At 71.6% G+C, this 22,940-nt stretch carries 19 protein-coding genes; 7 read left to right on the plus strand and 12 right to left on the minus strand.

The window, feature by feature from the left end:
* The first annotated feature begins 13 nt into the window (after positions 1-13).
* Positions 14-1,309 (plus strand): PQQ-binding-like beta-propeller repeat protein, encoded by a 1,296-nt coding sequence (locus Asi03nite_RS03100; RefSeq protein WP_203676820.1) that lies wholly within the window; start codon positions 14-16, stop codon positions 1,307-1,309.
* Here the strand turns inward: Asi03nite_RS03100 and prfA are convergent.
* The gene (gene prfA / locus Asi03nite_RS03105; RefSeq protein ID WP_203676821.1) at positions 1,293-2,384 is read right to left on the minus strand and encodes a peptide chain release factor 1; all 1,092 of its coding nucleotides are present in this window, start codon (positions 2,382-2,384) and stop codon (positions 1,293-1,295) included. The genes Asi03nite_RS03100 and prfA overlap by 17 nt on opposite strands.
* A gap of 79 nt (positions 2,385-2,463) precedes the next feature.
* A complete protein-coding gene (rpmE, locus tag Asi03nite_RS03110) occupies positions 2,464-2,688 on the minus strand; it encodes a 50S ribosomal protein L31 (RefSeq protein ID WP_133874661.1) in 225 nt (74 codons plus the stop codon).
* 197 nt (positions 2,689-2,885) lie between these two features.
* Here rpmE and Asi03nite_RS03115 point away from each other — a divergent pair, with 197 nt between their 5' ends.
* The 3 genes from Asi03nite_RS03115 to Asi03nite_RS03125 are packed head-to-tail and all read left to right on the plus strand — an operon-like array spanning position 2,886 to position 5,476.
* Positions 2,886-3,950 carry an RNA ligase gene (locus Asi03nite_RS03115; protein WP_203676822.1) on the plus strand — a complete coding sequence of 355 codons (1,065 nt, stop codon included), beginning with the start codon at positions 2,886-2,888 and terminating at the stop codon, positions 3,948-3,950.
* Entirely contained in the window at positions 3,947-4,843 is an 897-nt protein-coding gene (locus Asi03nite_RS03120; RefSeq protein WP_203676823.1) for a phosphatase domain-containing protein, read from the plus strand. The genes Asi03nite_RS03115 and Asi03nite_RS03120 overlap by 4 nt, the downstream gene beginning before the upstream one ends.
* A gap of 12 nt (positions 4,844-4,855) precedes the next feature.
* Complete coding sequence (locus Asi03nite_RS03125) at positions 4,856-5,476, plus strand: RNA ligase family protein (protein WP_203676824.1); 621 nt, start codon at positions 4,856-4,858, stop codon at positions 5,474-5,476.
* A gap of 211 nt (positions 5,477-5,687) precedes the next feature.
* On the opposite strand, the gene Asi03nite_RS03130 is transcribed toward Asi03nite_RS03125, so the two are convergent.
* The 5 genes from Asi03nite_RS03130 to Asi03nite_RS03150 all read right to left on the minus strand — a co-directional run bounded on the left by Asi03nite_RS03130 (position 5,688) and on the right by Asi03nite_RS03150 (position 14,906).
* Positions 5,688-6,854, minus strand: a complete 1,167-nt coding sequence (locus Asi03nite_RS03130) for a nitric oxide synthase oxygenase (RefSeq protein WP_203676825.1) — start codon at positions 6,852-6,854, stop codon at positions 5,688-5,690.
* A gap of 133 nt (positions 6,855-6,987) precedes the next feature.
* On the minus strand, positions 6,988-9,030 hold the full coding sequence (rho, locus tag Asi03nite_RS03135) for a transcription termination factor Rho (RefSeq protein ID WP_203676826.1): 2,043 nt from the start codon (positions 9,028-9,030) through the stop codon (positions 6,988-6,990).
* A gap of 296 nt (positions 9,031-9,326) precedes the next feature.
* Positions 9,327-10,271 carry a homoserine kinase gene (gene thrB / locus Asi03nite_RS03140; RefSeq protein WP_203676827.1) on the minus strand — a complete coding sequence of 315 codons (945 nt, stop codon included), beginning with the start codon at positions 10,269-10,271 and terminating at the stop codon, positions 9,327-9,329.
* A gap of 25 nt (positions 10,272-10,296) precedes the next feature.
* Positions 10,297-11,547, minus strand: a complete 1,251-nt coding sequence (locus tag Asi03nite_RS03145) for an MFS transporter (protein ID WP_203676828.1) — start codon at positions 11,545-11,547, stop codon at positions 10,297-10,299.
* Positions 11,548-11,645: 98 nt separating this feature from the next.
* Positions 11,646-14,906, minus strand: a complete 3,261-nt coding sequence (locus Asi03nite_RS03150; protein ID WP_203676829.1) for an efflux RND transporter permease subunit — start codon at positions 14,904-14,906, stop codon at positions 11,646-11,648.
* Between the two features lie 173 nt (positions 14,907-15,079).
* Here Asi03nite_RS03150 and Asi03nite_RS03155 point away from each other — a divergent pair, with 173 nt between their 5' ends.
* Positions 15,080-15,490 carry a MarR family transcriptional regulator gene (locus tag Asi03nite_RS03155; protein WP_239102325.1) on the plus strand — a complete coding sequence of 137 codons (411 nt, stop codon included), beginning with the start codon at positions 15,080-15,082 and terminating at the stop codon, positions 15,488-15,490.
* On the opposite strand, the gene thrC is transcribed toward Asi03nite_RS03155, so the two are convergent.
* The 5 genes from thrC to argS all read right to left on the minus strand — a co-directional run bounded on the left by thrC (position 15,476) and on the right by argS (position 21,334).
* Positions 15,476-16,525, minus strand: coding sequence for a threonine synthase (gene thrC / locus Asi03nite_RS03160; protein ID WP_203676831.1), 1,050 nt, complete (start codon positions 16,523-16,525; stop codon positions 15,476-15,478). The two genes, Asi03nite_RS03155 and thrC, sit on opposite strands and share 15 nt — an antisense overlap.
* Before the next feature lie 77 nt (positions 16,526-16,602).
* A complete protein-coding gene (locus Asi03nite_RS03165; RefSeq protein WP_203676832.1) occupies positions 16,603-16,974 on the minus strand; it encodes a VOC family protein in 372 nt (123 codons plus the stop codon).
* Positions 16,974-18,287 (minus strand): homoserine dehydrogenase, encoded by a 1,314-nt coding sequence (locus tag Asi03nite_RS03170; RefSeq protein WP_203676833.1) that lies wholly within the window; start codon positions 18,285-18,287, stop codon positions 16,974-16,976. The genes Asi03nite_RS03165 and Asi03nite_RS03170 overlap by 1 nt, the downstream gene beginning before the upstream one ends.
* The gene (gene lysA / locus Asi03nite_RS03175; protein WP_203676834.1) at positions 18,284-19,669 is read right to left on the minus strand and encodes a diaminopimelate decarboxylase; all 1,386 of its coding nucleotides are present in this window, start codon (positions 19,667-19,669) and stop codon (positions 18,284-18,286) included. The genes Asi03nite_RS03170 and lysA overlap by 4 nt, the downstream gene beginning before the upstream one ends.
* A 3-nt stretch (positions 19,670-19,672) precedes the next feature.
* Complete coding sequence (gene argS, locus Asi03nite_RS03180) at positions 19,673-21,334, minus strand: arginine--tRNA ligase (protein WP_203676835.1); 1,662 nt, start codon at positions 21,332-21,334, stop codon at positions 19,673-19,675.
* A gap of 86 nt (positions 21,335-21,420) precedes the next feature.
* Here argS and Asi03nite_RS03185 point away from each other — a divergent pair, with 86 nt between their 5' ends.
* Together Asi03nite_RS03185 and Asi03nite_RS03190 are read left to right on the plus strand one after the other, a co-directional pair.
* On the plus strand, positions 21,421-22,215 hold the full coding sequence (locus Asi03nite_RS03185) for a thioredoxin-like domain-containing protein (protein WP_203676836.1): 795 nt from the start codon (positions 21,421-21,423) through the stop codon (positions 22,213-22,215).
* Entirely contained in the window at positions 22,215-22,874 is a 660-nt protein-coding gene (locus Asi03nite_RS03190) for a DUF305 domain-containing protein (protein WP_203676837.1), read from the plus strand. The genes Asi03nite_RS03185 and Asi03nite_RS03190 overlap by 1 nt, the downstream gene beginning before the upstream one ends.
* Positions 22,875-22,940: the final 66 nt, after the last annotated feature.

Below are 22,940 nucleotides of genomic sequence, written 5' to 3' on the forward strand. Positions count from 1 at the left end.
GATTGGCCGCATCATGGGCATCATCGAGCTGGGCGACGTGAGCGCGCCGGACTTCCCGGCCGGGCCGGACCCGGGCCCCGCCCCGCGCCGTCACCGGCGGCGGCTCCGGCTGCTCGCGGCCGCCGCCGCGGCGCTCTGCCTGGCCGGCTCCGGGCGGCCCGCCCCGCCCGGACTCGTGGAGAGCTGGTCCGCGGCGACCGGCGTCGACGACTACCCGTTCCCGTTCCGCGACGCCGTGCTGCTCAACCACAGCACCCCGGACGGCGCGTCCGCGATGACCGTGCTCGACCTGGCCACCGGCGAGGTGCGCTGGAGATCGTCGGACCAGGGCTGGCTCAACCCGGATCCGGAGAGCGGTCAGCTGTACGCCCCGCGGCGCACCCGCACGGCCCAGCTGCCCAACGCCACGATCATGTTCGGCACGGACACCCAGACGTTCGACGCGGCGACCGGTCGGATGCTCTGGCGCCGCGACGGCGACGAACTGGCCGCCACCGCCGGCGAGGTGCTGCTCGGCGACCGCGACGAGCAGGGCCGGATCAGCGCGCTGCACCTGGTCCGGGCCGGCGACGGCGGCCCGGTCTGGGACCGGCCGATCCCGGTCTCGCCGAGGGTGGCGGTCTCCGACGAGCCGGCGGACACCGCGCGGATCGTCTACGTCACCGAGGCCGGCGAGCTGACCACGCTGCGCTACGCCGACGGCGCCCGGCTGGCCACCCGCCGCCTGCCCGGACCGCCCGCCGAACCGCGCTGGGTGCCGCAGATCCTGAACGGCATGTTCTTCGACGTGCGGGGCGGGGCGTCGGCGACCGCTGTCACCGCGTACCGGGTCGACACCCTGGCGCAGGCGTGGCGGTTCACCACCACGGCCGGCGACGTGTACGTGCAGGACTGCGGCCCGGTGCTGTGCGTCAACGACCTGTACCAGGCCACCGGGGTGGACCCGGCCACCGGCGCCGCACGATGGCGGCTGCCAGCCGCCGACCTGACCCCGCTCGGCGGCGGGCGGCTGCTGCTGACCGGCCGCGACCAGACGGCCGACCGGACGGTGGTGGACGCGTCGACCGGCCGGGTGCTCGGCGCCGCGCCGCGGGGCAGCACGATCCTCCTGGTCGACGGCGGGGGCCTGCTGGCGCTACGGGACGTGCCCGGACCGCCGTACCTCGTCTCGATCTCCCGGTGGGATCCGGTGAGCGGCCGGACGGCCCTGCTCGGAGCGGTCCCCGGCCGGGCCGACGCCTGCCAGCCCGCCGGCCGCCGGCTGATCTGTCACGTGGCCGGCCACCTCGGCGTCACTGACGTCGGCTGAGCTCCGTGTCACCGGCCAGGCGGGCCTCCCGGTCCGCCGCCGCCAGCGCGTCCAGCACCCCGTCGAGCTCGCCGCCGAGGACCAGATCGAGGTTGTACGCCGTGTAGCCGATGCGGTGGTCGGTGATCCGGTTCTGCGGGAAGTTGTACGTGCGTACCCGCTCCGAGCGGTCCACCGTGCGCACCTGGGCCTTGCGCGCGTCGCCGGCCGCCGCGTCCGCCGCCTCCTGGGCCTGCGCCAGCAGCCGGGACCGCAGGATGCGCATCGCCGACTCCTTGTTCTGCAGCTGGCTCTTCTCGTTCTGGCAGCTCACCACGGTGCCGGTGGGCAGGTGCGTGATCCGTACCGCGGAGTCGGTGGTGTTGACCGACTGGCCGCCCGGCCCGGACGAGCGGTACACGTCGATGCGCAGGTCGCCCGGCTCGATCTGGACGTCGACGTCCTCCGCCTCGGGCAGCACCAGCACGCCGGCCGCCGAGGTGTGGATCCGGCCCTGCGACTCGGTGACCGGGACGCGCTGCACCCGGTGCACGCCGCCCTCCCACTTCATCCGGGACCAGACGCCGTGGCCGCCGTCCGGCACGCCCTTCGTCTTCACCGCCACCGAGATGTCCTTGATCCCGCCGAGGTCCGACTCCTGCGAGTCGATCACCTCGACCACCCAGCCACGGCGCTCCGCGTACCGCGTGTACATCCGCAGCAGATCGCCGGCGAACAGCGCGGACTCCTGGCCGCCCTCGCCCGCCTTGATCTCGATGATCACGTCCTTGGCGTCGCTCGGGTCGCGCGGGATCAGCATCTCGCCGAGCTTCTCCTCCAGCGCCGGCAGCGTGGCGGCGACCGCCTCCACCTCACCGGCGAACGCCGGGTCCTCGGCGGCCAGTTCCCGGGCGGCGGCCAGGTCCTCGCGGGCCGCCTCCAGTTCCGCGTGCGCGGCGTAGACCGGGGCCAGCTCGGCGAAGCGCCTGCCGACCCTGCGCACCAGCGCCTGGTCGGCGTGGATGCTCGGGTCCTCCATCCGCTTCTCCAGGTCCGCGTACTCGGCGAGAAGCGTGCTCAGACGGTCGTTGCTCATCAGATCTCCCCGGACGTGGAAAGCGGCACACGCGAACGGCGCCCGTCCCGGTTTCCCGGGACGGGCGCCGTTGAAGCAGTTACTTCTTCTTCGCGGCGTTGACCTTGGCGTACTTCGCCTGGAACTTCGCGACCCGGCCCGCGGTGTCGAGGACGCGCTGCTTGCCGGTGTAGAACGGGTGGCAGGCGCTGCAGGTCTCGACGCGGATCTCGCCGCCCTTGGCGGTGCTGCGGGTGGTGAAGGTGCTGCCGCAGGAGCAGATGACCTCGGTGGTCGTGTACTCCGGGTGGATGCCGCTCTTCATGTCTTCTCGGTCCCTCTCGATGATGCGGGTCGCCGGGTCGCCCTGTGATGAAGGAGAGCGGGAACCGGAACCCTTGCTGGCCGATGTACCAGTCTGCCATGCCGCCCGTACCGGCCGGAAATCAGGAGGTGCAACTGGTTTCGTGGTGGATAACGTGAGCGCCCCTTCGGTAATTCCCGCTCACGAGGACCCCCGCCATGACGCTGCTGCACGACGTCTTCGATCCGGTCAAGCTCACCGAAGCGCTCGATTCCGGGCTGATCCGGACACAGCGCCACCCGAGCCTGCCGTTCACGATCTACAACTACACCGAGCACTGCCAGTACTCCGGCGCCTGGTCGCCGGTCACGCTGGCCTGCCGTGGCCTGATCGTGGACGGCGCGGGGCGGATCGCCGCGCGGCCGCTGTCCAAGTTCTTCAACCACTCGGAGCCGCAGGCGCCGAGCCTGGACCCGGGCGCGGCGGTCACGGTGACCGACAAGGCGGACGGCAGCCTCGGCATCATCTACCACGACGGCTCGGGCTTCGCCGTCGCCACCCGCGGATCCTTCGCCTCCGACCAGGCGATCCACGCCACCGAGATACTGCGTACGAGGTACGCGTCGTTCGTCCCGCCGGACGGCCTGACCGTGCTCGTGGAGATCATCTACCCGGACAACCGGATCGTCGTGGACTACCAGGGGCTGGACGACCTGGTGCTGCTCGGCGCCGTGGAGATCGCGACCGGCCGCTCGCACGGGCCGGCCGCGGTGCCGGGCTGGCCGGGTCCGGTGGTCGAGACGTTCGGGTACACGACGCTGGCCGAGGCGCTCGCCGCTCCACCGCGCCCCGGGCGGGAGGGGCTGGTCGTGCACTTCACCGACGCCGATCAGCGCGTGAAGATCAAATACACGGACTACGTACGGCTGCACCGCCTGGTGACCGGCCTCACTCCCCGTACCGTGTGGGAGGTCCTGGTCGGCGGCGGCGACCTGGACGTGTTGCTCGCACCGCTGCCCGACGAGTTCCACGTCTGGGCCCGCGGCGTCGCCACGGAACTGATCACCGAGGTCGACCGGCGGGCTGCGGCGGTCGAGGCGGCCTACGCCGGGATCGTCGCCGGGCTGCCGGCGGGCTGGGGCCGCAAGGAGTTCGCGCTGGCCGCGATGCGCAGCCCGGACCGCGGGGAACTGTTCCAGCGTCTGGACGGTCACGACTACCGTCCCGGCCTGTGGCAGCGGGTGCGCCCGTCGGCGGAGAAGGCTCAGGGAGGCGCGGAGTGACACGACTGCTGATCACGCGGGGCCTGCCCGCGTCCGGGAAGACCACGTTCGCGCGCAAGCTGCAGCCGGGCGTGGTCCGGGTCAACCGCGACGACCTGCGGCGGATGCTGCACGGGCAGCGGCTGTTCACGCAGTGGGCCGAGGCGCAGGTCACGCACGCGCAGCGGGCCGCGGTGGAGGCGCTGCTGCGCGCCGGGGCCTCGGTGATCGTCGACGACACCAACCTGCGGGCGAAGACCGTGCGGGAGTGGGCCGGGCTGGCCGCCCGGTTCGGCGCGTCGTTCGAGGTGCACGACTTCACCGACGTCCCGCTGGAGGAATGCCTCCGGCGGGACGCCGAGCGGTCCGCGGACGACCGGGTCGGCGAGGACCCGATCCGCCGGATGCACGAGCGCTTCCTGGCCGGGAAGCGGCTGCCGCTGCCGGTGCCGTTCGTGGAACCGGGCGGGCCCGGGGTGGTCTACCGGCCGGATCCGGAGCTGCCGCCGGCGGTGCTGGTCGACATCGACGGTACGGTCGCGCTGATGGCCGGGCGCAGCCCGTACGAGTGGGACCGGGTCGGTGAGGACGCGCCGAATCCCGCGGTGATCGCGGCGGTGCGGGCCATGCACGCGGCAGGTCACGCGATCGTCTTCTGCTCCGGGCGCGACGAGGTGTGCCGGGCGGAGACCGAGGCGTGGCTGGAACTGTTCACCGGCGTGCCGTACGAGGCCCTGTTCATGCGCCCGGCCGGCGACAGCCGCAAGGATGCGGTGGTCAAGCGCGAGATCTTCGACACGCGGATCCGCGACCGCTGGCGGATCGTGGGGGTGTTCGACGACCGTCAGCAGGTGGTACGCATGTGGCGTGCGCTCGGCCTGACCGTGTTCCAGGTCGCGGAGGGAGACTTCTGAGGTGCTGCGGAGATGGTGAAGTACCCGCGTACGTTCCATCTGCCCGATTCCCCGGGCGCGTCCGCCGACGACCGGATCCAGCCGGATCTGTCGTGGCTGGACGGTGAGCTCGTGGTGACCGAGAAGATGGACGGCGGGAACCTCACCTTCACCCGGGACGCGATGTACGCGCGCTCCCCCGACTCCGGCACCCACCCGTGGGACCGGCCGGCGAAGGCGTTGTGGGCCATGACGGCGTACAAGATCCCGGACGAGTGGCGGGTCTGCGGCGAGTCCATGTGGGCGCGCCGCAGCGTCGCGTACACCGAGCTGCCCGGCGTGTTCCTGGTCTTCGGCATCTGGGACGAGACGGACACGCTGCTGGGCTGGGACGACACCGTGGACTGGGCGCGCCGGCTGGAGCTTCCGGTGGTTCCGGTGCTCTACCGCGGCGGCAGCCTGTCCGAGGCCCGGTCCGCCTGGGCGGCTCAGCGCGACGCGGAGACCTCCGAGGGGTACGTGGTGCGCGCGGCCGGCCGCATCCCGGTGGCCGAGTTCCCGCTCAAGGTGCTGAAGTGGGTGCGCGCCGAGCACGTCCGCACGGACGCGGCGTGGCGGCACCGCGACGACTTCCCCGTCAACGAGTTCGCCTGACCCCCGGCCGCGCCAGGAGAAGCGGCGAGGAACCTCGCACCGCCAGCCGAACGCTGGCGGCTGGCACTCAGCGGTCTCTGCGGGCCGACGAGAGACCTCTGGGAGCCGGCCCGGCGTTGGCGGCCGGCGCTCATGGTCCCGCCGGCCCGGCGAGAGACTCCCCGGGGGTCGGCCGGCACCGGTGGCCGGCTTTCCGGGATGCCTGGGATTGTCACCGGTGCGGGCAGCGGCGCCGCCCCTCCCGGGCCAGCGCCGCCGCCTCCTCGTCCAGGTAGAAGGCCGGCCGCAGATCCATCTCCGGGTAGTAGCGGTGAAAGACCGGGGTGAGCGCCCCGGACATCGGCGGCACGATCCACGACCAGTCCGCCGGCACCGGCCGCCCCGCCTTCGCCTCGTTGTCGATGTGCGTGACGAAGCGCCGCGCCTCGGTGTGGTGATCGCTCATCCTCACCCCGGCCAGCTCGAAGCTGTGCAGTACCGCCCGGTTCAGCTCGACCAGCGCGCGGTCCCGCCAGAGCGTCGACTCCCGGCTGGTGTCCAGGCCGAGCCGGGCCGCGACCCGCGGGATCAGGTCGTAGCGGTCGGTGTCGGCGAAGTTGCGGGCGCCGATCTCGGTGCCCAGGTACCAGCCGTTGAACGGGGCGAGCGGGTAGTGCACCCCGCCGATGGTGAGCCGCATGTTGGCGATCGCCGGCACGGCGTGCCAGCGCAGGCCCAGCTCGGTGAACCAGGCGTACTCGGGGTGGCTGATCGGCACCTCGCGGATGGCGCGTTCGGGCAGCTCGTACAGCCGGATGCCGTCCGCCGGGGTCTCGACGACCAGGGGCAGCACGTCGAACGCCTCGCCCTTGCCCTGCCAGCCGAAGGCGCGCACCGCCGTGGTGAAGTCCCGCAGCCGCCGGTCGCCGACCTCGTGACCGTCCTCGGTGCGGTACCCCGCGTATCTGATCAACTGCTCGTTCCACACCCGGGCGTACGGCCGGCCGGGCTGAGCCGGCGCGAAGACGCTGATCACCGGGCGGATCTGGCCGTCCCCGGCGGTCCGCAGATGCTGCACGAGCAGCGAGTAGATCTCGTCGGCGGTCCGCGCCCGGCGCCGGTCCAGCACCAGCAGGCTGCGCCAGTACAGCCGGCCGATGCAGCGGCTCGCGTTGCGCCAGGCCATCCGGGCGCCGTGGGTCAGCTCGTCCGGGGTGTGCACGTAGGTGCCGGTGGCGGCGATCTGCGCGCGGACGATGGCCAGGCGCGGCTCGACCGGCCCGAGGCGGGGGTTCTCGGTGTAGCAGCGGCGCAGGAAGTCCTCGGCCTCGCCCGGGTCGACGGGTGCGTCCGGGTCCCAGGGCTCGGTGGGATGGTCCCGGTAACCCGGCACGATCATCGATGGCCTCCGGCGGATCGAGGGATGGGGATACCGGAGGTTCGCACGATGCCGTACGGGGCGAATCAGACTATCTGTGCGACAAACACCGCGAGCCCCACCCGATCGGGTGGGGCTCGCGGCTTTTCTGCGTTTACTCGCCAGGCGTGGACTTGGCGATCTGCATCAGGAACTCGATGTTGGTCCGGGTCTGCTTGAGCCGGTCCATCAGCAGGTCCAGAGCCGCGCCGGACTCCAGCGAGGCGAGCACCTTGCGGAGCTTGTGGATGATCGCCAGTTCCTCCTTGCCCAGCAGGATCTCTTCCTTGCGGGTGCTGGAGGCGGAGACGTCCACGGCCGGGAAGACGCGCTTGTCGGCGATCTTCCGGTCCAGCTTGAGCTCGGCGTTGCCGGTGCCCTTGAACTCCTCGAAGATCACCGTGTCCATCATCGACCCGGTCTCGACGAGCGCGGTCGCGAGGATGGTGAGCGAGCCACCGTTCTCGATGTTGCGCGCCGCGCCGAGGAACCGCTTCGGCGGGTAGAGCGCCGTCGAGTCGATACCACCCGACATGATCCGGCCGGAGGCCGGCGCCGCCAGGTTGTACGACCGGCCCAGGCGCGTCACCGAGTCGAGCAGCACCACCACGTCGTGGCCCAGCTCGACCAGCCGCTTGGCCCGCTCGATGGCGAGCTCCGCGACGGTGGTGTGGTCCTGCGGCGGACGGTCGAACGTGGCCGCGATGACCTCGCCCTTCACCGTGCGCTGCATGTCGGTGACCTCTTCGGGCCGCTCGTCCACGAGCACGACCATCAGGTGGCACTCGGGGTTGTTGCGGGTGATCGCGTTGGCCAGGGCCTGCAGGACCATCGTCTTACCGGCCTTCGGCGGGGAGACGATGAGCGCGCGCTGGCCCTTGCCGATCGGCATCACCAGGTCGATGATGCGGGTGGTGAGGATGTGCGGCTCGGTCTCCAGCCGCAGGCGCTCCTGCGGGTAGAGCGGCGTGAGCTTGTAGAACTCGGGACGCCGGCGAGCCTCGTCGGGCTCCATCCCGTTGATGGTGTCCAGGCGGACCAGCGGGTTGTACTTGTCCCGCCGCTGCTCGCCGTCGCGCGGGGCGGAGCGGACCGCACCGGTGACCGCGTCGCCGCGGCGCAGGCCGTACTTCTTGACCTGCGACATCGACACATAGACGTCGTTCGGCCCGGAGAGATAGCCGGTGGTCCGGACGAACGCGTAGTTGTCGAGCACGTCCAGGATGCCGGCCACCGGGACGAGCACCTCGTCCTCGGTGACGTGCGGCTCCCGGCCCTCACGACGGCTGTCGTCGCGCGGGCTGTCGTCACGGTCGCGGCCCCGGCGGCGGTCCCGGAAGCGGCTGCGCCGGCTCCGGCGGCCACCCTCGCCGTCGTTCTCGTCGTCGTCGTGTCCCTGGTCGGCGCGCGGGCCCCGGTCCCCGGACCGGTCGTTGTCCCGCTGGCCACGGTCGTCCCGCGGGCCACGGTCGTTGCGGTCGCCACGGTCGTTGCGGTCGCCGCGCTCGGCACGGTCGCCGCGCTCGGCACGCTCGCCCCGTTCGGCACGCTCGCCGTCACGCTGGTTGCGCTGCCGGTCGCGGGTGCGCTCGCCGCGCTCCGGACGCTCACCACGCTCGGTGGTGTCGGCCGGCGCGGGCGCGGTCTCGGTCGCCGCCGGAACGGCGGCCTCGGCCTGCACCGGGGCGGCGGTCTCGGTCGCGCGCGGCGCCGAGTCGCGGGCGGCCCGCTCGCGGCTGCGCCGGGACGGGCGCTCCGCGGCCGGGGCGGCCTCGGAGGCCGGGGCGGCCTCGGCGGCCGGGGTGGTCTCGGCCGGGGCGGCTGCGGTTTGCGGCGACTCGGCCGGAGCCGTCCGGGCCGGAGCCGTCCGAGCCGGCGGGGCCTGGACCGGGGCGACCGCCTCGGTCCGCGGGCGTGGGGCCGACTCGGCGGCGGCCGGGCCACCGCTCTGCCGCTCGGTGATCGCGGTGATCAGCTCGCCCTTGCGCATCCGGGCGGTGCCGGAGATGCCCAGGGAAGCGGCGAGGCTCTGCAACTCGGGCAGCAGCATCGCGGACAGCCCGGTGCCGCCTCGGCGGCGCTTCGTGGCGGTCGCGGTGGTGCCGGCGCCGTCAGCGACGTCAGAAACACCCGACGTCACGTCGGTGGTGTCGCTCAATGGATTCCTTCCGTCGGAAAAACCCGAGTCCACCCGGAACCGCAGCCTGGGCCGGGTGCCCTCGGAACCCGCTTCGCAGCAGCTGAGCGGGGTTTTCGTACAGCACGGCAGCTCGACGGTTTCCCTGCCCGTCATACCTTGACGGGTAGGTCTCGGCGAGTGCAGCGATCTAGGAACTGCTGCCCGGCGTATGCCTTGCTGAGAAGTGAGACAAGCCAGGACGGCCCAGAAATCTCGGGGGTGCGCCGAACCGCAGAGATCGCTTGCTTCGCGGCTGTGCTAGGTCTAGAGCGTAATCAACTCTTGCGACCTGCGGCAACAGGACCCCGCTCGGCGTGTTCCACCATACCCCCTTTCACAACTGCACCGGCGCTGTCCACGCCCAGCACTTCGCCGCGCCACTGCGTGCCCGGGTGGAAATCGCCCGGGACCTCGGTCAATGCGAGTACGGTCGGGCCGGCCCCGCTGATCACGGCGGCCACGCCGACCGATCGCAGAGCGGACATCAGGGACGCCGACCCCGGCATCCCCGCAGCGCGGTAGCTCTGGTGCAGCCGGTCCTCGGTGGCCGCGAACAGCAGCCCCGGATCGCTCGTGAGCGCGTGCGTGAGCAGGGCGGCTCGGCCCGCGTTGAACGCGGCGTCGCGGTGCGGGACCTGCGGCGGCAGCGCGGCGCGGGCGGAGGCGGTGTAACCCCGCTCCGCGGGGACGAAGACCATCGGCCGTACGCCCTCCGCCGGGTCCAACCGCACGGCACGCGCGCCTGTCCCCTCGGTCCAGGCCACGGTGAACCCGCCGAGCAGGCACGGCGCCACGTTGTCCGGGTGCCCCTCGATCCTCGCGGCGACGCGCAGCGCGGCCGCGTCGTCGATCCGTTCCGCACCGCCCTCGACCAGGCCGCGCGCCAGCTGCACGCCGCCGACGATGGCCGCCGAGGAGCTGCCCAGGCCACGAGCCTGCGGGATCCGGTTGACGCACCGCACGGCCAGCCCGGGCGGACGCTCGCCGAGCTCGTCGAAGGTGGCCAGCATCGCGCGCACCACCAGGTGGTCCTCGCCGGCGGGCAGCTCACCCTCGCCCTGCCCGCTGATCTCGACGTGGCAGCCGCCGGCGGTCACCCGGGCGGTCAGATCGTCGTAAAGGGCCAGCGCGAGGCCCAGCGCGTCGAAGCCCGGGCCCAGGTTGGCGCTGGTCGCCGGGGTGCTGACGGTAACCGCATCGGTGACGAAGGTCAGGCCCATCGCCATATGCTAGGACGTGATCATCTCAGGGTGACGGCCGCGCTCCGGGAATCTCACTTCCGGTCTCGGACGCCGGCCCGAGCCGGCGCGCGGCCAGCCACCAGGCGGCCGCGTAGACCGTCGTGACCAGGCCACACCCGATCAGCACGACCCGCTGGTCGACGTGGTCGACGACGGCGCTCGCGCCGAGCTGGCTGATCGCGATGGCGAGCGTGGCGAGCATCAGGTCGGTGGCGAAGACCCGGCCGCGGAGCCGGTCCGGGACCTCGGCCTGGAGCACGAAGTTGGACAGGATCCAGTTGGTGCCGCCGGCGAAGTGCGCGACGAACACCAGCAGCAGCACGAGCGGGAACCACGGGCTGAACGCGACGCCGAGGTAGCCGGCCCCGTACAACGCCATCGACAACGCCAGGCCGGGCAGCAGCCAGGCGCGGCGGTTCAGCACCCGGCGCATCAGGAACGGGCCGAACAGAGCGCCCGCGCCGCGGACCGCGAAGAGCAGGCCGGCGCCGAGCGCGCCGGCCCCGTGCGCCGCGGCGATCAGCGGGAAGACGGTCAGCACGCCGTTGCCGAGGCCGACCGCCGACTTGACGGTGACCAGCGCCCGGATCCGGGGCCGCGCGGCGATGTAACCGAACGCCTCGCGCAGCGCGCGCATCGGGTGCGGATGCCCGTCCGGGCCGGCGCCGCCGGCCTGCAGCGGGCGCTGGACCAGGCCGGTGAGCACGCTGCCGGCCAGCAGGCAGGCAGCGGTGACCGAGAAACAGGTGTACGGCCCGAACGCGTTGCTCACCACGCCGCCCAGCGACGCGCCGAGCACCGTCATCGTTCCCCAGGCCGAGCCGGCGATCGCGTTGGCGGCCGGCAGGTCGGCCGGATCCACCACGTTCGGCAGCGCGGCCGAGCTGGCCGGCTGGTAGAACGCCTTGGCCACGGCCATCGCCCCGATCGCCACCAGGGCCAGCGGCGCGGTGGCCGCCGACCGGACCGCGAACAGCACCAGCACCGCGGCGAACGAGGCGAGGTTCGCGGCGATCAGGATCTTCCGCCGGTCGACGCGGTCGGCGAGGGTCCCGGTGTACGGCAGCAGCAGCGCGTTGATCCCGGTGTCCACGGCCAGCACCAGACCGCCCCAGAAGCCGTGCCCGGTCAGCTCCGGCAGCAGCACCAGCAGCGGCACCATGACGAACCAGTCCGCTCCGAAGACCACCAGCTCAGCGCCGAACAGGCGGCGGAAGTCGCGATTGCGGGTAAGGACCGTGAGCGTTGCTGGCACGTACCGGAATCTAGCCGTGCCGCGGAAAGCGCCGATGCCCGGCCGCACCGGCCGGGCATCGGATGGTTATTTCTTTCTTATTTTTTTCCGGTACGGACCTAGCCCTGGTCCGGCTGCGGCTTGTTCGGGCCCTTCGGCATCTTCAGCACCTCGAACTGGTCGGTGTACCCGCGCAGCGCCCCGCTCGCGGCGGGCTCGGCCGGCTCGGTCTCCCCGGGCTCCACCGCGGCGCCGCCGGGCACCGTGACCGGCTCGGCCGCCGCCGGCGCCGGGGTCTCCGGCTGACCGGCCCGGCGGGCCCGCCTGGCCTCGCGCTTGGCCCGCCGCCGCTCCTTGCGGCTCTCCACCATCGTGTAGAGCGTCGGCACCAGCACCAGGGTCAGCAGCGTCGAGCTGACCAGACCACCGATCACCACGATCGCCAGCGGCTGGGAGATGAACCCGCCCTCGCCGGTCAGGCCGAGCGCCATCGGGATGAGCGCGAAGATCGTCGCGATGGCGGTCATCAGGATCGGCCGCAGCCGGTGCCGCCCGCCCTCGACCACCGCTTCCTGGACGCCCATGCCGGCCGCCCGGTAGTGGTTGATCAGGTCCATCAGCACGATCGCGTTGGTGACCACGATGCCCACCAGCATCAGCACGCCGATCAGGGCCGGCACGCCGAGCGGGGTGCCGGTGGCCAGCAGCAGACCGATCGCGCCGGTCGCCGCGAACGGGATGGAGACCAGCAGGATGATCGGCTGCACGATGCTGCGGAACGTCGCCACCATGATGATGAAGACGATCGCGATGGCCGCCAGGACGGCGAGGCCGAGCTGCTTGAACGCCTCCGCCTGGTCGGCGCTGACGCCACCGACAGTGGTCGAGGCGCCGGCCGGCAGGGTCAGCGCGTCCAGCTTCTTGTTCAGATCCTGGGTGACCTTGCTCAGGTTCGAGCCGGTGACCGTGCCGGTGACCGTGGCGGTGCGGTCGCCGTCCGTCCGGGTCACCTGCTCCGGGCCGTTCACCTGCTTGATCTCGGCCACCTGACCCAGCGGCACCGGGCCCTTGGCGGTGGTCAGCGGCAGCGCCGCGAGGGCGGCCGGGCTGGCGGGCGCGGAGCCGAACGAGATCACCACGTCCTGGCTCTGGCCGTCGATGCTGATCTGACCGGCCGGGACGGACCGGAACATGCCGGCCACGGTCTGGCCGACCTGCGCCTCGGTGAGCCCGGCGGTCGCGGCGGCCTTGCGGTCCACCACCACGTCCAGGCGCGGCACGCTGGCCGCCAGCGTGGTGTCCACGTCGGCGACCCCGCCGAGCCCGGCCATCACGCCCCGGACCTGCTCGGTCGCGGCGGCCAGCACCTCGTTGTCGGCGGCGGTCACCTCGACCGAGAGCTGGCTGCTGCCCAGCCCCGAGCTCTCCTGACCGATCTTGATCTCACCGGCGCCGGTCAGCTTCGCGAACTCGGCGCGGAGCTGGTCGGAGACCTGCTCGGCGTCGGCGTCCTCGTCCAGGCCCACGTTGAAGGTCGCGGTGCCGGCGCCGCCGCCCCCGGCGAACGGGTTCGACGCGTTGCCGCCGACGGTGACCTGGTAGGTCGACACATCGGTGCGGTTGGCGACGATCGCCTCGACCTTCCTGGCCGCCTCGTCGGTGGCCGCCAGGCTGGTGCCGACCGGCAGCTCCTGGGTGACGGTGATGCTGTCCTGGCCGGACTCGTCCAGGAAGTTCGTCTCCAGGCGGGTGGAGAGCGCGAACGTGCCGATCAGCACCACGATGCCGATCAGCACCGTGGTCCAGCGGCGGGTGGTCGCGAACCGGATGACCGGCAGGTAGCCGCGCTGCAGCGGGCTGCGCAGCTCCTTCTCCTCGGCGGCCCGGCGGATCGCCTCGGTGTCCGCGTCGCCCTTCGGCGGGCGGAGGAACCAGTACGCCAGCACCGGCACCACGGTCAGCGCCACGAACAGCGAGGCCAGCAGCGCCACCGTGACGGTGACCGCGAAGGACGAGAAGATCTGCCCGACCAGACCGCCGACCAGGGCGATCGGGGCGAAGACGGCGACCGTGGTGAGCGTCGAGGCGGTGACCGCGCCGGACACCTCGCGGACCGCGGCGAGAATGGCGTGGACCTTCTCCTCGCCGTACTCGAGATGGCGTTTGATGTTCTCCAGGACGACGATCGAGTCGTCCACCACCCGGCCCACCGCGATCGTCAGCGCGCCGAGGGTGAGCAGGTTCAGCGTGTAGTCGCCGACCCAGAGCGCGATCAGCGCGATCAGCACGGAGAGCGGGATGGAGACCGCGGTGACCAGCGTCGAGCGGACGCTGAGCAGGAAGATCAGGATGACCACCACGGCCATCGCCAGGCCGAGCAGGCCCTCGGTGGTCAGGCTCTTGATCGAGCGCTCCACGAACGGCGCCTGGTCGGTGATCACGGTGAGCTTGGCGCCGGAGTCCTTCTCCAGGTCGGCGAGCTTGTCGCGGACCTGGTGCGAGATCTCCACCGGGTTGCCGTCCGGCCGCGCGGTGACCGCGATGCCGAGGCTGTCCACACCGTCGGTGCGCGTGTACGACTCGGCCGCGGGCAGCTTGCTCTCCACCTTGGCCACGTCACCGAGGCGCACCGGCGCCCGGGAGCCGGTCAGGTACACGTCCTCCAGCTGCTGCACAGTGGTGATCGGGGTGCCCACCTGCACGGTCAGCGACTTGGTGCCGTCGGTGACCGCGCCGGCCGGGATCGAGACGCCGTTGGCCTGCAGCACGGTGGGCAGCGAGGTGGGGGCGATCCCGGCCGCGCCCATCTTCGCCAGGTCCGGCGTGATCACGACCTGCTTGCCGCGGGCGCCGGTGATCTGGGTGTCGCGCACCCCGGTGATGCTGTTCAGCTCCGGGACCACTGTCTCGTTCAGCTTGTTGAGCAGGTCGCTCTCGTCGGTCCCGCCGGAGGCGGCGAGCACGATCGCCGGGATGTCGTCGGTGCCGCCGGCGAAGACCTGCGGGTCGACGTCGTCCGGCAGCTGCGACTGGATCCGGTTGATCGAGGTGGTGACCTGGTTGACGGCGGACTCGATGTCCGTACCGAACTCGAACAGCACCACGACGCTCGACACGTTCTCGCGCGAGGTCGAGGTGACCGAGTCGATGCCGTCGATGCCCTTGACCGCGTCCTCGACCGGCTTGGTGACCTGTTCCTCGACCGTCTCCGGCGAGGCGCCGGGCAGCACCGCGCTGACGAACGCGGCGGGCAGCTCGATCGACGGGAACAGCTGCTGTTTCAAGGACGGAATCGCGAAGAGGCCGAAGCCGCTGATCACAATCGCGATCAGGGCGACCAGACCTCGGTTGGCAAGGCTGAGCCGTGTCAGAGCTGACATGGGCACTCCCCCGAGATAATTTCGTCCGACACTGATAGTTTGCCTGACGCGAACAAATGGTTTTCGATGGGGGTCCGTTGGTACGGTCTGTCGACAGATGGACCCACGACGGCCATCAGCACGTCACGAAGGAGCGGGCGCTGAGCGAGAAAGAACAGCTCATCGCAGACATCATGGGCGCACAGATCCGCCTGGAGCAGTTGTTTGCCGACGATCGGTCCCAGCCGCTGTTCGCGTCGCATCTGACGATGTCGCAGCTCAAGATCCTGATTCTGCTGTCCCGGCGGGGCACGCTGGCCGGCGGCGAACTGGCCCGCCTGATGGGCGTGGGCGCCGCCGCCCTGAGCGGCATGATCGACCGGCTCGTGGTGCAGGATCTGGTCACCCGCACGGAAGACCTCAACGACCGGCGGGTCCGGCGGATCGGCCTCACGAAGGCGGGTGACGAGCTCATCGACGGCATCATCACCGCGGGAGCCGAGAAACAGCGCAAGCTCCTCAGCCGGCTCACAGCCGAGGAGCTCGCGGTGGTGTCTCAGGCGATGGGGATCCTGGTCCGGGAGGCCGGCTCAGGCGAGATCTAGCGCCCTCGCCGCGACCAGCGCGTCGTTGGCCACCACTGTCGGCGACGGCGCGGTGGAGATCGCCCACTCCGGGTCCTTCAGGCCGTGCCCGGTCACCGTGCACACCACCCGCGACCCGGCCGGGATCCGGCCGGCCGCCGCCTGCTGGAGCAGGCCGGCCACGCTCGCCGCGCTGCCCAACTCGACGAAGACGCCGACCTCACGGGCGAGCAGCCGGTACGCGTTGAGGATGTCCCGGTCGGTGACCGCGGAGATCAGGCCGCCCGACGAGTCGCGCGCGTCGAGCGCCTTGGTCCAGCTCGCCGGGTTGCCGATGCGGATCGCCGTGGCGATGGTGGAGGGCTGCTCGACCACCTTGCCGGTCACGATCGGTGCCGCGCCGGCCGCCTGGAACCCGAACATCCTCGGCAGCCGGGTGCTGTTGCCGGCCTCCCGGTCCTCCTGGTAGCCCATCCAGTAGGCGGAGATGTTGCCGGCGTTGCCGACCGGCAGGCAGTGGATGTCCGGCGCGTCGCCGAGCGCCTCGACGATCTCGAAGGCCGCGGTCTTCTGCCCGTGCAGGCGGAAGATGTTCACCGAGTTGACCAGCGCCACCGGGAAGTCCTGGGACAGTTTCGAGGCCAGCGACAGGCAGTCGTCGAAGTTGCCCTCGACCTGGAGCAGCCGGGCCCCGTGCACCAGGGCCTGGGACAGCTTGCCCAGCGCGATCTTGCCCTGCGGCACCAGCACGGCGCAGCCGATCCCGGCACGGGCCGCGTACGCCGCGGCGGAGGCCGAGGTGTTGCCGGTGGACGCGCAGATGATCGTCTTCGCGCCCTCCTCGACCGCCTTGGAGACCGCCATGGTCATGCCGCGGTCCTTGAACGAACCGGTCGGGTTGGCGCCCTCCACCTTGAGGTGGACGTCCGCGCCGACCCGCTGGGACAGCACCGGCGCCGGCACCAGCGGCGTGTCGCCCTCGTGCAACGTGACCACCGGGGTGGCCTCGGTCACCGGGAGCCGGTCCCGGTACGCCTCGATCAAACCCCGCCACATGGCCGTCACTCCTCACTCGAGCCGGGCAATCGCGCACAGCGTGCCCCACACATCCGATCTTTGGGACCGGATGCCCATTATTCAGGACGGTGGCTCACGGCCTCGACGTTGTTGCCGTCCGGGTCGCGCACGAAAGCACCGTAATAGTGCTCGTGGTACTCCGGGTGCAGCTTCGGCTCGTGCAGCACCTCGGCGCCGGCCCGCGTGGCGGCCGCGAAGAACGCGTCGACAGCGGCCCGGCCGGACGCCGAGAAGGCGATGTGCGACTCGCGGAAGCCGTCACCCTCGCTCAGCACGCCGATCCAGAAGTCGGCGTGGTCCCCGGTGCCGTAACCGATCGCCACCCGGAAGTCCGCCAGCCGGCGGGCGCCCAGCGGGGCCAGCACCGCGTCGTAGAACGCGGCGCTCGCCGCCAGATCGGTGCATTGGAAGCCCACGTGATCCAGCACTAGCCGGCTCCCCCCTCGACCCGCAGCACGCTGGCGATCGAGCGGACGATGTCGAGCCGCGCCAGCGACTCCACCGTAGCGGCAAGCGCGGCATCCGGGGCACTGTGGGTGACGATGACCAGTTTCGCGTCGTCCGCCCGGCCGGACTGCCGGACCGTGGCGATCGAGACCTCGTGCTGGGCGAACACCCCGGCCACGGTGGCCAGCACACCCGGGCGCTCGGCCACGTCCAGGCTGATGTGGTACCGCGTCAGGGACTCGCCGATCGGGCGTACGGTCAGCTCGGCGTAGTTGCTCTCGCTCGGCGCCCGGGTGCCGGTGAGCTTGTTGCGGGCCGCCGCGACGATGTCGCCGAGCACCGCGCTCGCGGTCGGCCGACCGCCGGCGCCCCGGCCGTAGAACATCAGCGGGCCGGCGCCCTCGGCCTCGACGAAGACCGCGTTGAACGCGTCGCCGACGCTCGCCAGCGGGTGGGTCAGCGGGATCATCGCCGGGTGCACCCGCACGCTCACGTTCTCCGACCCGTCGGGGCCCGTGGTGCGCTGCGCGATGCACAGCAGCTTGATCGTGCAGCCCATCTCCTTGGCGCTGGCCATGTCGCCGGCGGTCACCCCGGTCATGCCCTCACGGAACACGTCCGCGGCGGTGACCCGGGTGTGGAAGGCCAGCGAGGCGAGGATCGCGGCCTTGGCGGCGGCGTCGAAACCCTCCACGTCGGCGGTCGGGTCGGCCTCCGCGTACCCCAGCTCGGTGGCCTCCTCCAGCGCCTCGTTGAAGCCGGCGCCGGTGGCCGCCATCGAGGAGAGGATGAAGTTGGTGGTGCCGTTCACGATGCCGGTGACCGCGGTGACGCGGTCCCCGTGCAGGGACTCGCGCAGCGGGCGCAGCAGCGGGATCGCGCCGGCCACCGATGCCTCGTAGTACAGGTCCGCGTTGCCGTCGGCGGCCGCGTCGTGCAGGGTGCCACCATCCTCGGCGAGCAGCGCTTTGTTCGCCGTGACCACGCTCTTGCCCGCGCGCAGCGCCTCGACCAGCCAGGTCCGGGCCGGCTCGATGCCCCCGACCACCTCGATCACCACGTCCACGTCGTCACGCTTGATCAGGGCGAGCGCGTCCGAGGTGAACAGGGCCGGGTCGACCGGCAGGTCGCCGCGCTCCCGGCCGAGCCGGCGCACGGCGATGCCGGCCAGCTCCAGCGGGGCACCGATCCGGGCGGTCAGATCGTCGGCCTGCTCGTGCAACAGCCGGATCACTTCGGTTCCGACGGTGCCGCAGCCCAGCAGGGCGAGACGGACCGGTTTCGGTTGGCTCATCCAACATCCAATGCAAGCAGGTCGTCCTCGGTCTCGCGCCGCACGATGACGCGGGCCGCGCCGTCGCGCACCGCCACCACAGGCGGCCGAGGAACGTGGTTGTAGTTGCTGGCCATGCTCCGGCAGTAGGCGCCGGTGCCCGGAACGGCAACAAGATCTCCGGGGTGCACGTCGGCGGGCAGGAATTCATCCTTCACGACGATGTCCCCGGACTCACAATGTTTTCCCACAACGCGGGCGAGGATCGGCTCCGCGTCCGAGCGCCGGTTCGCCAGGGTGGCCGAGTAGGACGCGTCGTAGAGGGCGGTCCGGATGTTGTCGCTCATCCCGCCGTCCACGCTCACGTAGGTCCGGATGCCGTCGACGTCCTTGACCGTGCCCACCTCGTACAACGTGAAGACCGCGGGTCCGATGACGGCCCGCCCCGGCTCGATGGACAGCCGGGGCACCCGCAGCGACGCCAGCTCGCACTCCGACTCGACGATCTTGTTGATCCGCTTGGCCAGATCGGCCGGCGTGGACGGGTCGTCCTGCGTGGTGTACGCGATGCCGAACCCGCCGCCCAGGTCCAGCTCCGGCAGCTCCACGCCGCGCGCGTCGCGGATCTGCGCCTGCAGCTGCACGATCCGCCGGGCGGCCACCTCGAACCCGCTGGTGTCGAAGATCTGCGAGCCGATGTGCGAGTGCAGCCCGTGCAGGTCCAGCACACCTTCGTCGAGGATCTGCGCGCAGGCCTCGAACGCCGCCCCGCCGGCCAGCGAGAAGCCGAACTTCTGGTCCTCGTGGGCGGTGGCGATGAACTCGTGGGTGTGCGCCTCGACACCGACCGTGACCCGGACCAGCACGCCGGGCCGCTTGCCGGCCGCCCGCGCCAGCTCGGTCAGCCGGGCGATCTCGTCGAACGAGTCGACGACGATCCGGCCCACTCCGGCCTCCAGCGCCCGCCGCAGCTCGGAACGCGACTTGTTGTTGCCGTGGAAGCCGATCCGCTCCGGCGGGAACCCAGCGGCCAGCGCGACCGCCAGCTCGCCGCCCGAGCACACGTCGAGGAAGAGACCCTCCTCCTCGACCACCCGGACCACCGCCTTGCAGAGGAACGACTTGCCGGCGTAGTACACGTCGGCGCCGGCGAAGGCCGCCGCGAAATCACGGCAACGGCCCCGCAGGTCCTCCTCGTCGAGGAAGTACGCCGGGGTGCCGTACTCGGCCGCCAGGTCCGCGACGCTCACGCCGCCCACCTGCAGGGAGCCGGCCCCGGTGCGGGTCACGGTCCGCGGCCAGAGCTGCGGCACCAGGGCGTTCACGTCCTGCGGGGTACGCAACCAGGCCGGCCCGCGGTTGCCGAGGTCGCCGTGCAGCGCCCCGGCCTCGTGTGCGCGCATGTCCTACATCCTCTCCGGCGCGGACACGCCGAGCAGGTCCAAACCGTTCGCGATCACCGTACGGGTGGCCTCGGCCAGCCACAGGCGCGGCTGCGTGAACTCGGTCGGCGCCTCGTCGCCCCTGGGCAGCACCTGGCAGGCGTCGTAGAACCGGTGGTAGTCGGTGGCCACCCGCTCCTCCAGGTAGACCGCGATCCGGTGCGGCTCGCGCAGCTCGGCCGCGGTGGCCACCACGGCCGGGAACTCGCCGAGCGTCTTGAGCAGGTTCTTCTCCCGCTCGTGGGAGAGCAGGGCGGGGTCGTAGTCGCCGGCCCGGGCGATCCCCTTCTCGGCGGCGTTGCGCAGCAGCGAGGCGATCCGGGCGTGCGCGTACTGCACGTAGAACACCGGGTTGTCGCTGGAGTGCCTGGTGATCTCCTCGATGTCCAGCGTCAGCGTGGAGTCGGTGGAGGAACGGGCCAGCGAGTACCGGGCGGCGTCCGCGCCGACCGCCTCCAGCAGCTCGTCCAGCGTGATGATGTTGCCGGCCCGCTTGGACAGCCGCACCGGCTGCCCGCCGCGGACCAGGTTCACCAGCTGGCCGATCAGGATCTCGATGTTCTGCCCCGGGTCGTCGCCGGCGCACGCCGCGATCGCCTTGAGCCGGCCGATGTAGCCGTGGTGGTCCGCCCCGAGCAGGTAGACGCACCGGTCGAAGCCACGCTCGCGCTTGTTGATGTAGTACGCCGCGTCGGCCGCGAAGTACGTCTTCTCCCCGTTCGACCGGATCAACACCCGGTCCTTGTCGTCCCCGAAGTCGGTGGTGCGCAGCCAGATCGCGCCCTCGTGCTCGAAGATGTGGCCCTGCTTACGCAGCGTGTCGATGGCGTGCTCGACCGAGCCGCCGTCGTGCAGGTCCTTCTCCGAGAACCAGACGTCGAAGTGCACGCCGAAGCGCTCCAGGCTCTGCCGGATCTCGGAGAGCATCAGCTGGTAACCGCGCGCCCAGAAGACCGGCAGCGCGTCCTGCGCCGGCCGGCCGGCCAGCTCCGGCTCCTCGCCGAGGATCTGCTGGGCGATCTCGCCGATGTAGTCGCCGCCGTAGCCGTCGTCCGGGGCCGGCTGTCCGTTCGCCGCCGCGTACAGCGAGCGGGCGAACCGGTCCACCTGGGCGCCCGCGTCGTTGATGTAGTACTCGCTGGTGACCTCGGCGCCGGCCGCGGTGAGCACCCGGCGCAGCGAGTCGCCGACCGCGGCCCACCGGGTGTGCCCGAGGTGGATCGGGCCGGTCGGGTTCGCCGAGACGAACTCCAGGTTGATCCGCTGGCCGGCCAGCTTGCTGTTCCGCCCGTACGCCGCGCCGGCCTCGACGACCGTGCGGGCGATCGTGCCGGTGACCGCGGCGTCCAGCCGGATGTTCAGGAAGCCCGGACCGGCGATCTCCACCGACTTGATCCCGGCGCGCCGGCCCAGCTCCTCGGCCAGGGCCGCGGCCAGCTCGCGCGGCGCCACGCCGACCTTCTTGCCCAGCTGCAGGGCCAGCGTCGAGGCGTAGTCGCCGTGCTCGGGATTGCGGGGCCGCTCGACCGCTGTCGTCGCGGGCAGCGCGGCGAGGTCGAGGCCGCGCGTCTCGAATACGGCACGAGCAGCTGAGAGAACGGTGTCAGCAAGGTTGGCGGGAGTCACCAGGTCATGCTATCGGGGGTAGACTTCAGCGTTCGGCGGCCACCCGAGCCCCGCCTTTCCCCTTTATGACGAATCGACGAGGCGCGATGAGCATGAGCACGCCGGGGCCCGAACGGGTCCCGTCCACCGTGAAGGTCGGCAAGACCACCGGTCAGGGTAAGCCGCCGGCCAACAAGCCGGGGACGAGTCGGCCCAACGCCGGGAAAACCGGCAAGAAGGGCCGCAAGCCGGTCGCTCCGGTCAAGGTGAGCGGTGGCCGCAACTGGGGTCCCATCGCCGTCGCCGCCGCGGTCTTCGTGGTCGCCGCCGGCATCATCGGCTACGGCGTGTTCGCCTCGGTGCAGGGCTCCCGCGACTGGACCGACAAGCTGGCCGACATCTCCGGCGTGGTCAACTACCGCGCGCAGAAGAACGCGCAGATCGACGACCGCACCCACAAGGACGGCGCCCTCACCTACGTGACCAGCCCCCCGGTCGGCGGCGCGCACAACGCGACCTGGCAGAACTGCATGGGCGACGTCTACACCCAGCCGGTCGCCAACGAGCACGCGGTGCACAGCCTGGAGCACGGCGCCGTCTGGGTGACCTACAAGCAGGGCCTGGCCGCCGACCAGGTGGCGGTGCTGCAGAAGAAGGTCGAGGGCAAGGACTACATGCTCATGTCCCCGTACGCGGGTCTCGACAAGAACGTGTCGGTCCAGGTCTGGGGCTACCAGTACAAGACCGACGACGTGAACGACAAGGCGATCGACGACTTCATCGCGGCCGCCCGGGTCAAGGCGTCGATGGAGCCCGGCGCGGCCTGCTCCAGCGGCAACACCTCCACCGGCCCGGTCACCGGGGCGAACAACGGCTCCACCATGAACCCCGCCGGCAGCTGATGATCTCCGACCTGACCTCCCCGGACGCCGGCACGGCGCCCGGGGAGGGGCCGGCCCCGAACCGCTCCCGGTTCGGGTACGCCGCGGTCGCCCTGCTGCTCGCCGGCATCGTGCTCGGCGCCGCGATCGGCCTGCTCGTCCCGCGGTTCCGCACCCCCGGCACGGACTCGGTCGAGGCGGGCTTCCTGCGCGACATGTCGACCCACCACGCCCAGGCCGTCGAGATGGCGATGATCGCCCACGCCGGCTCGGACACCCCGGGCATCGTCACGCTGGCCGCCGACATCGCCACCACCCAGCAGGCCCAGATCGGCTACATGCAGTCCTGGCTGCGCGACTGGGGCCTCGACCCGACCGGCCGCGACCAGCCGATGGCCTGGATGCCGGACGCCGCCGGCTCGGTCGTCAACGGCCTGATGCCCGGCATGGCCACCCCGGAGCAGCTCGCCTCGCTCCGCAAGGCCACCGGCAGGGACCTGGACGTGCAGTTCCTCACCCTGATGCGGGCGCACCACCTCGGCGGCATCCACATGGCCCAGGAAGCCGAGAAGCTGTCCGACAACAAGGACGTGGACTGGCTGGCGGGGAGCATGGTGGCGGCCCAGCAGGGCGAGATCCAGCTCATCGACGACCTGCTCGAGCAGGTCCGGGCAAGCTGACCGCGGCCGGCTCCACCAGGCACGATCCACCCGATCGCCGGCGAGCCGGTACCGGTTGGCGGTGGG

The organism is Actinoplanes siamensis (assembly GCF_016862395.1).
Lineage (GTDB): Bacteria > Actinomycetota > Actinomycetes > Mycobacteriales > Micromonosporaceae > Actinoplanes > Actinoplanes siamensis.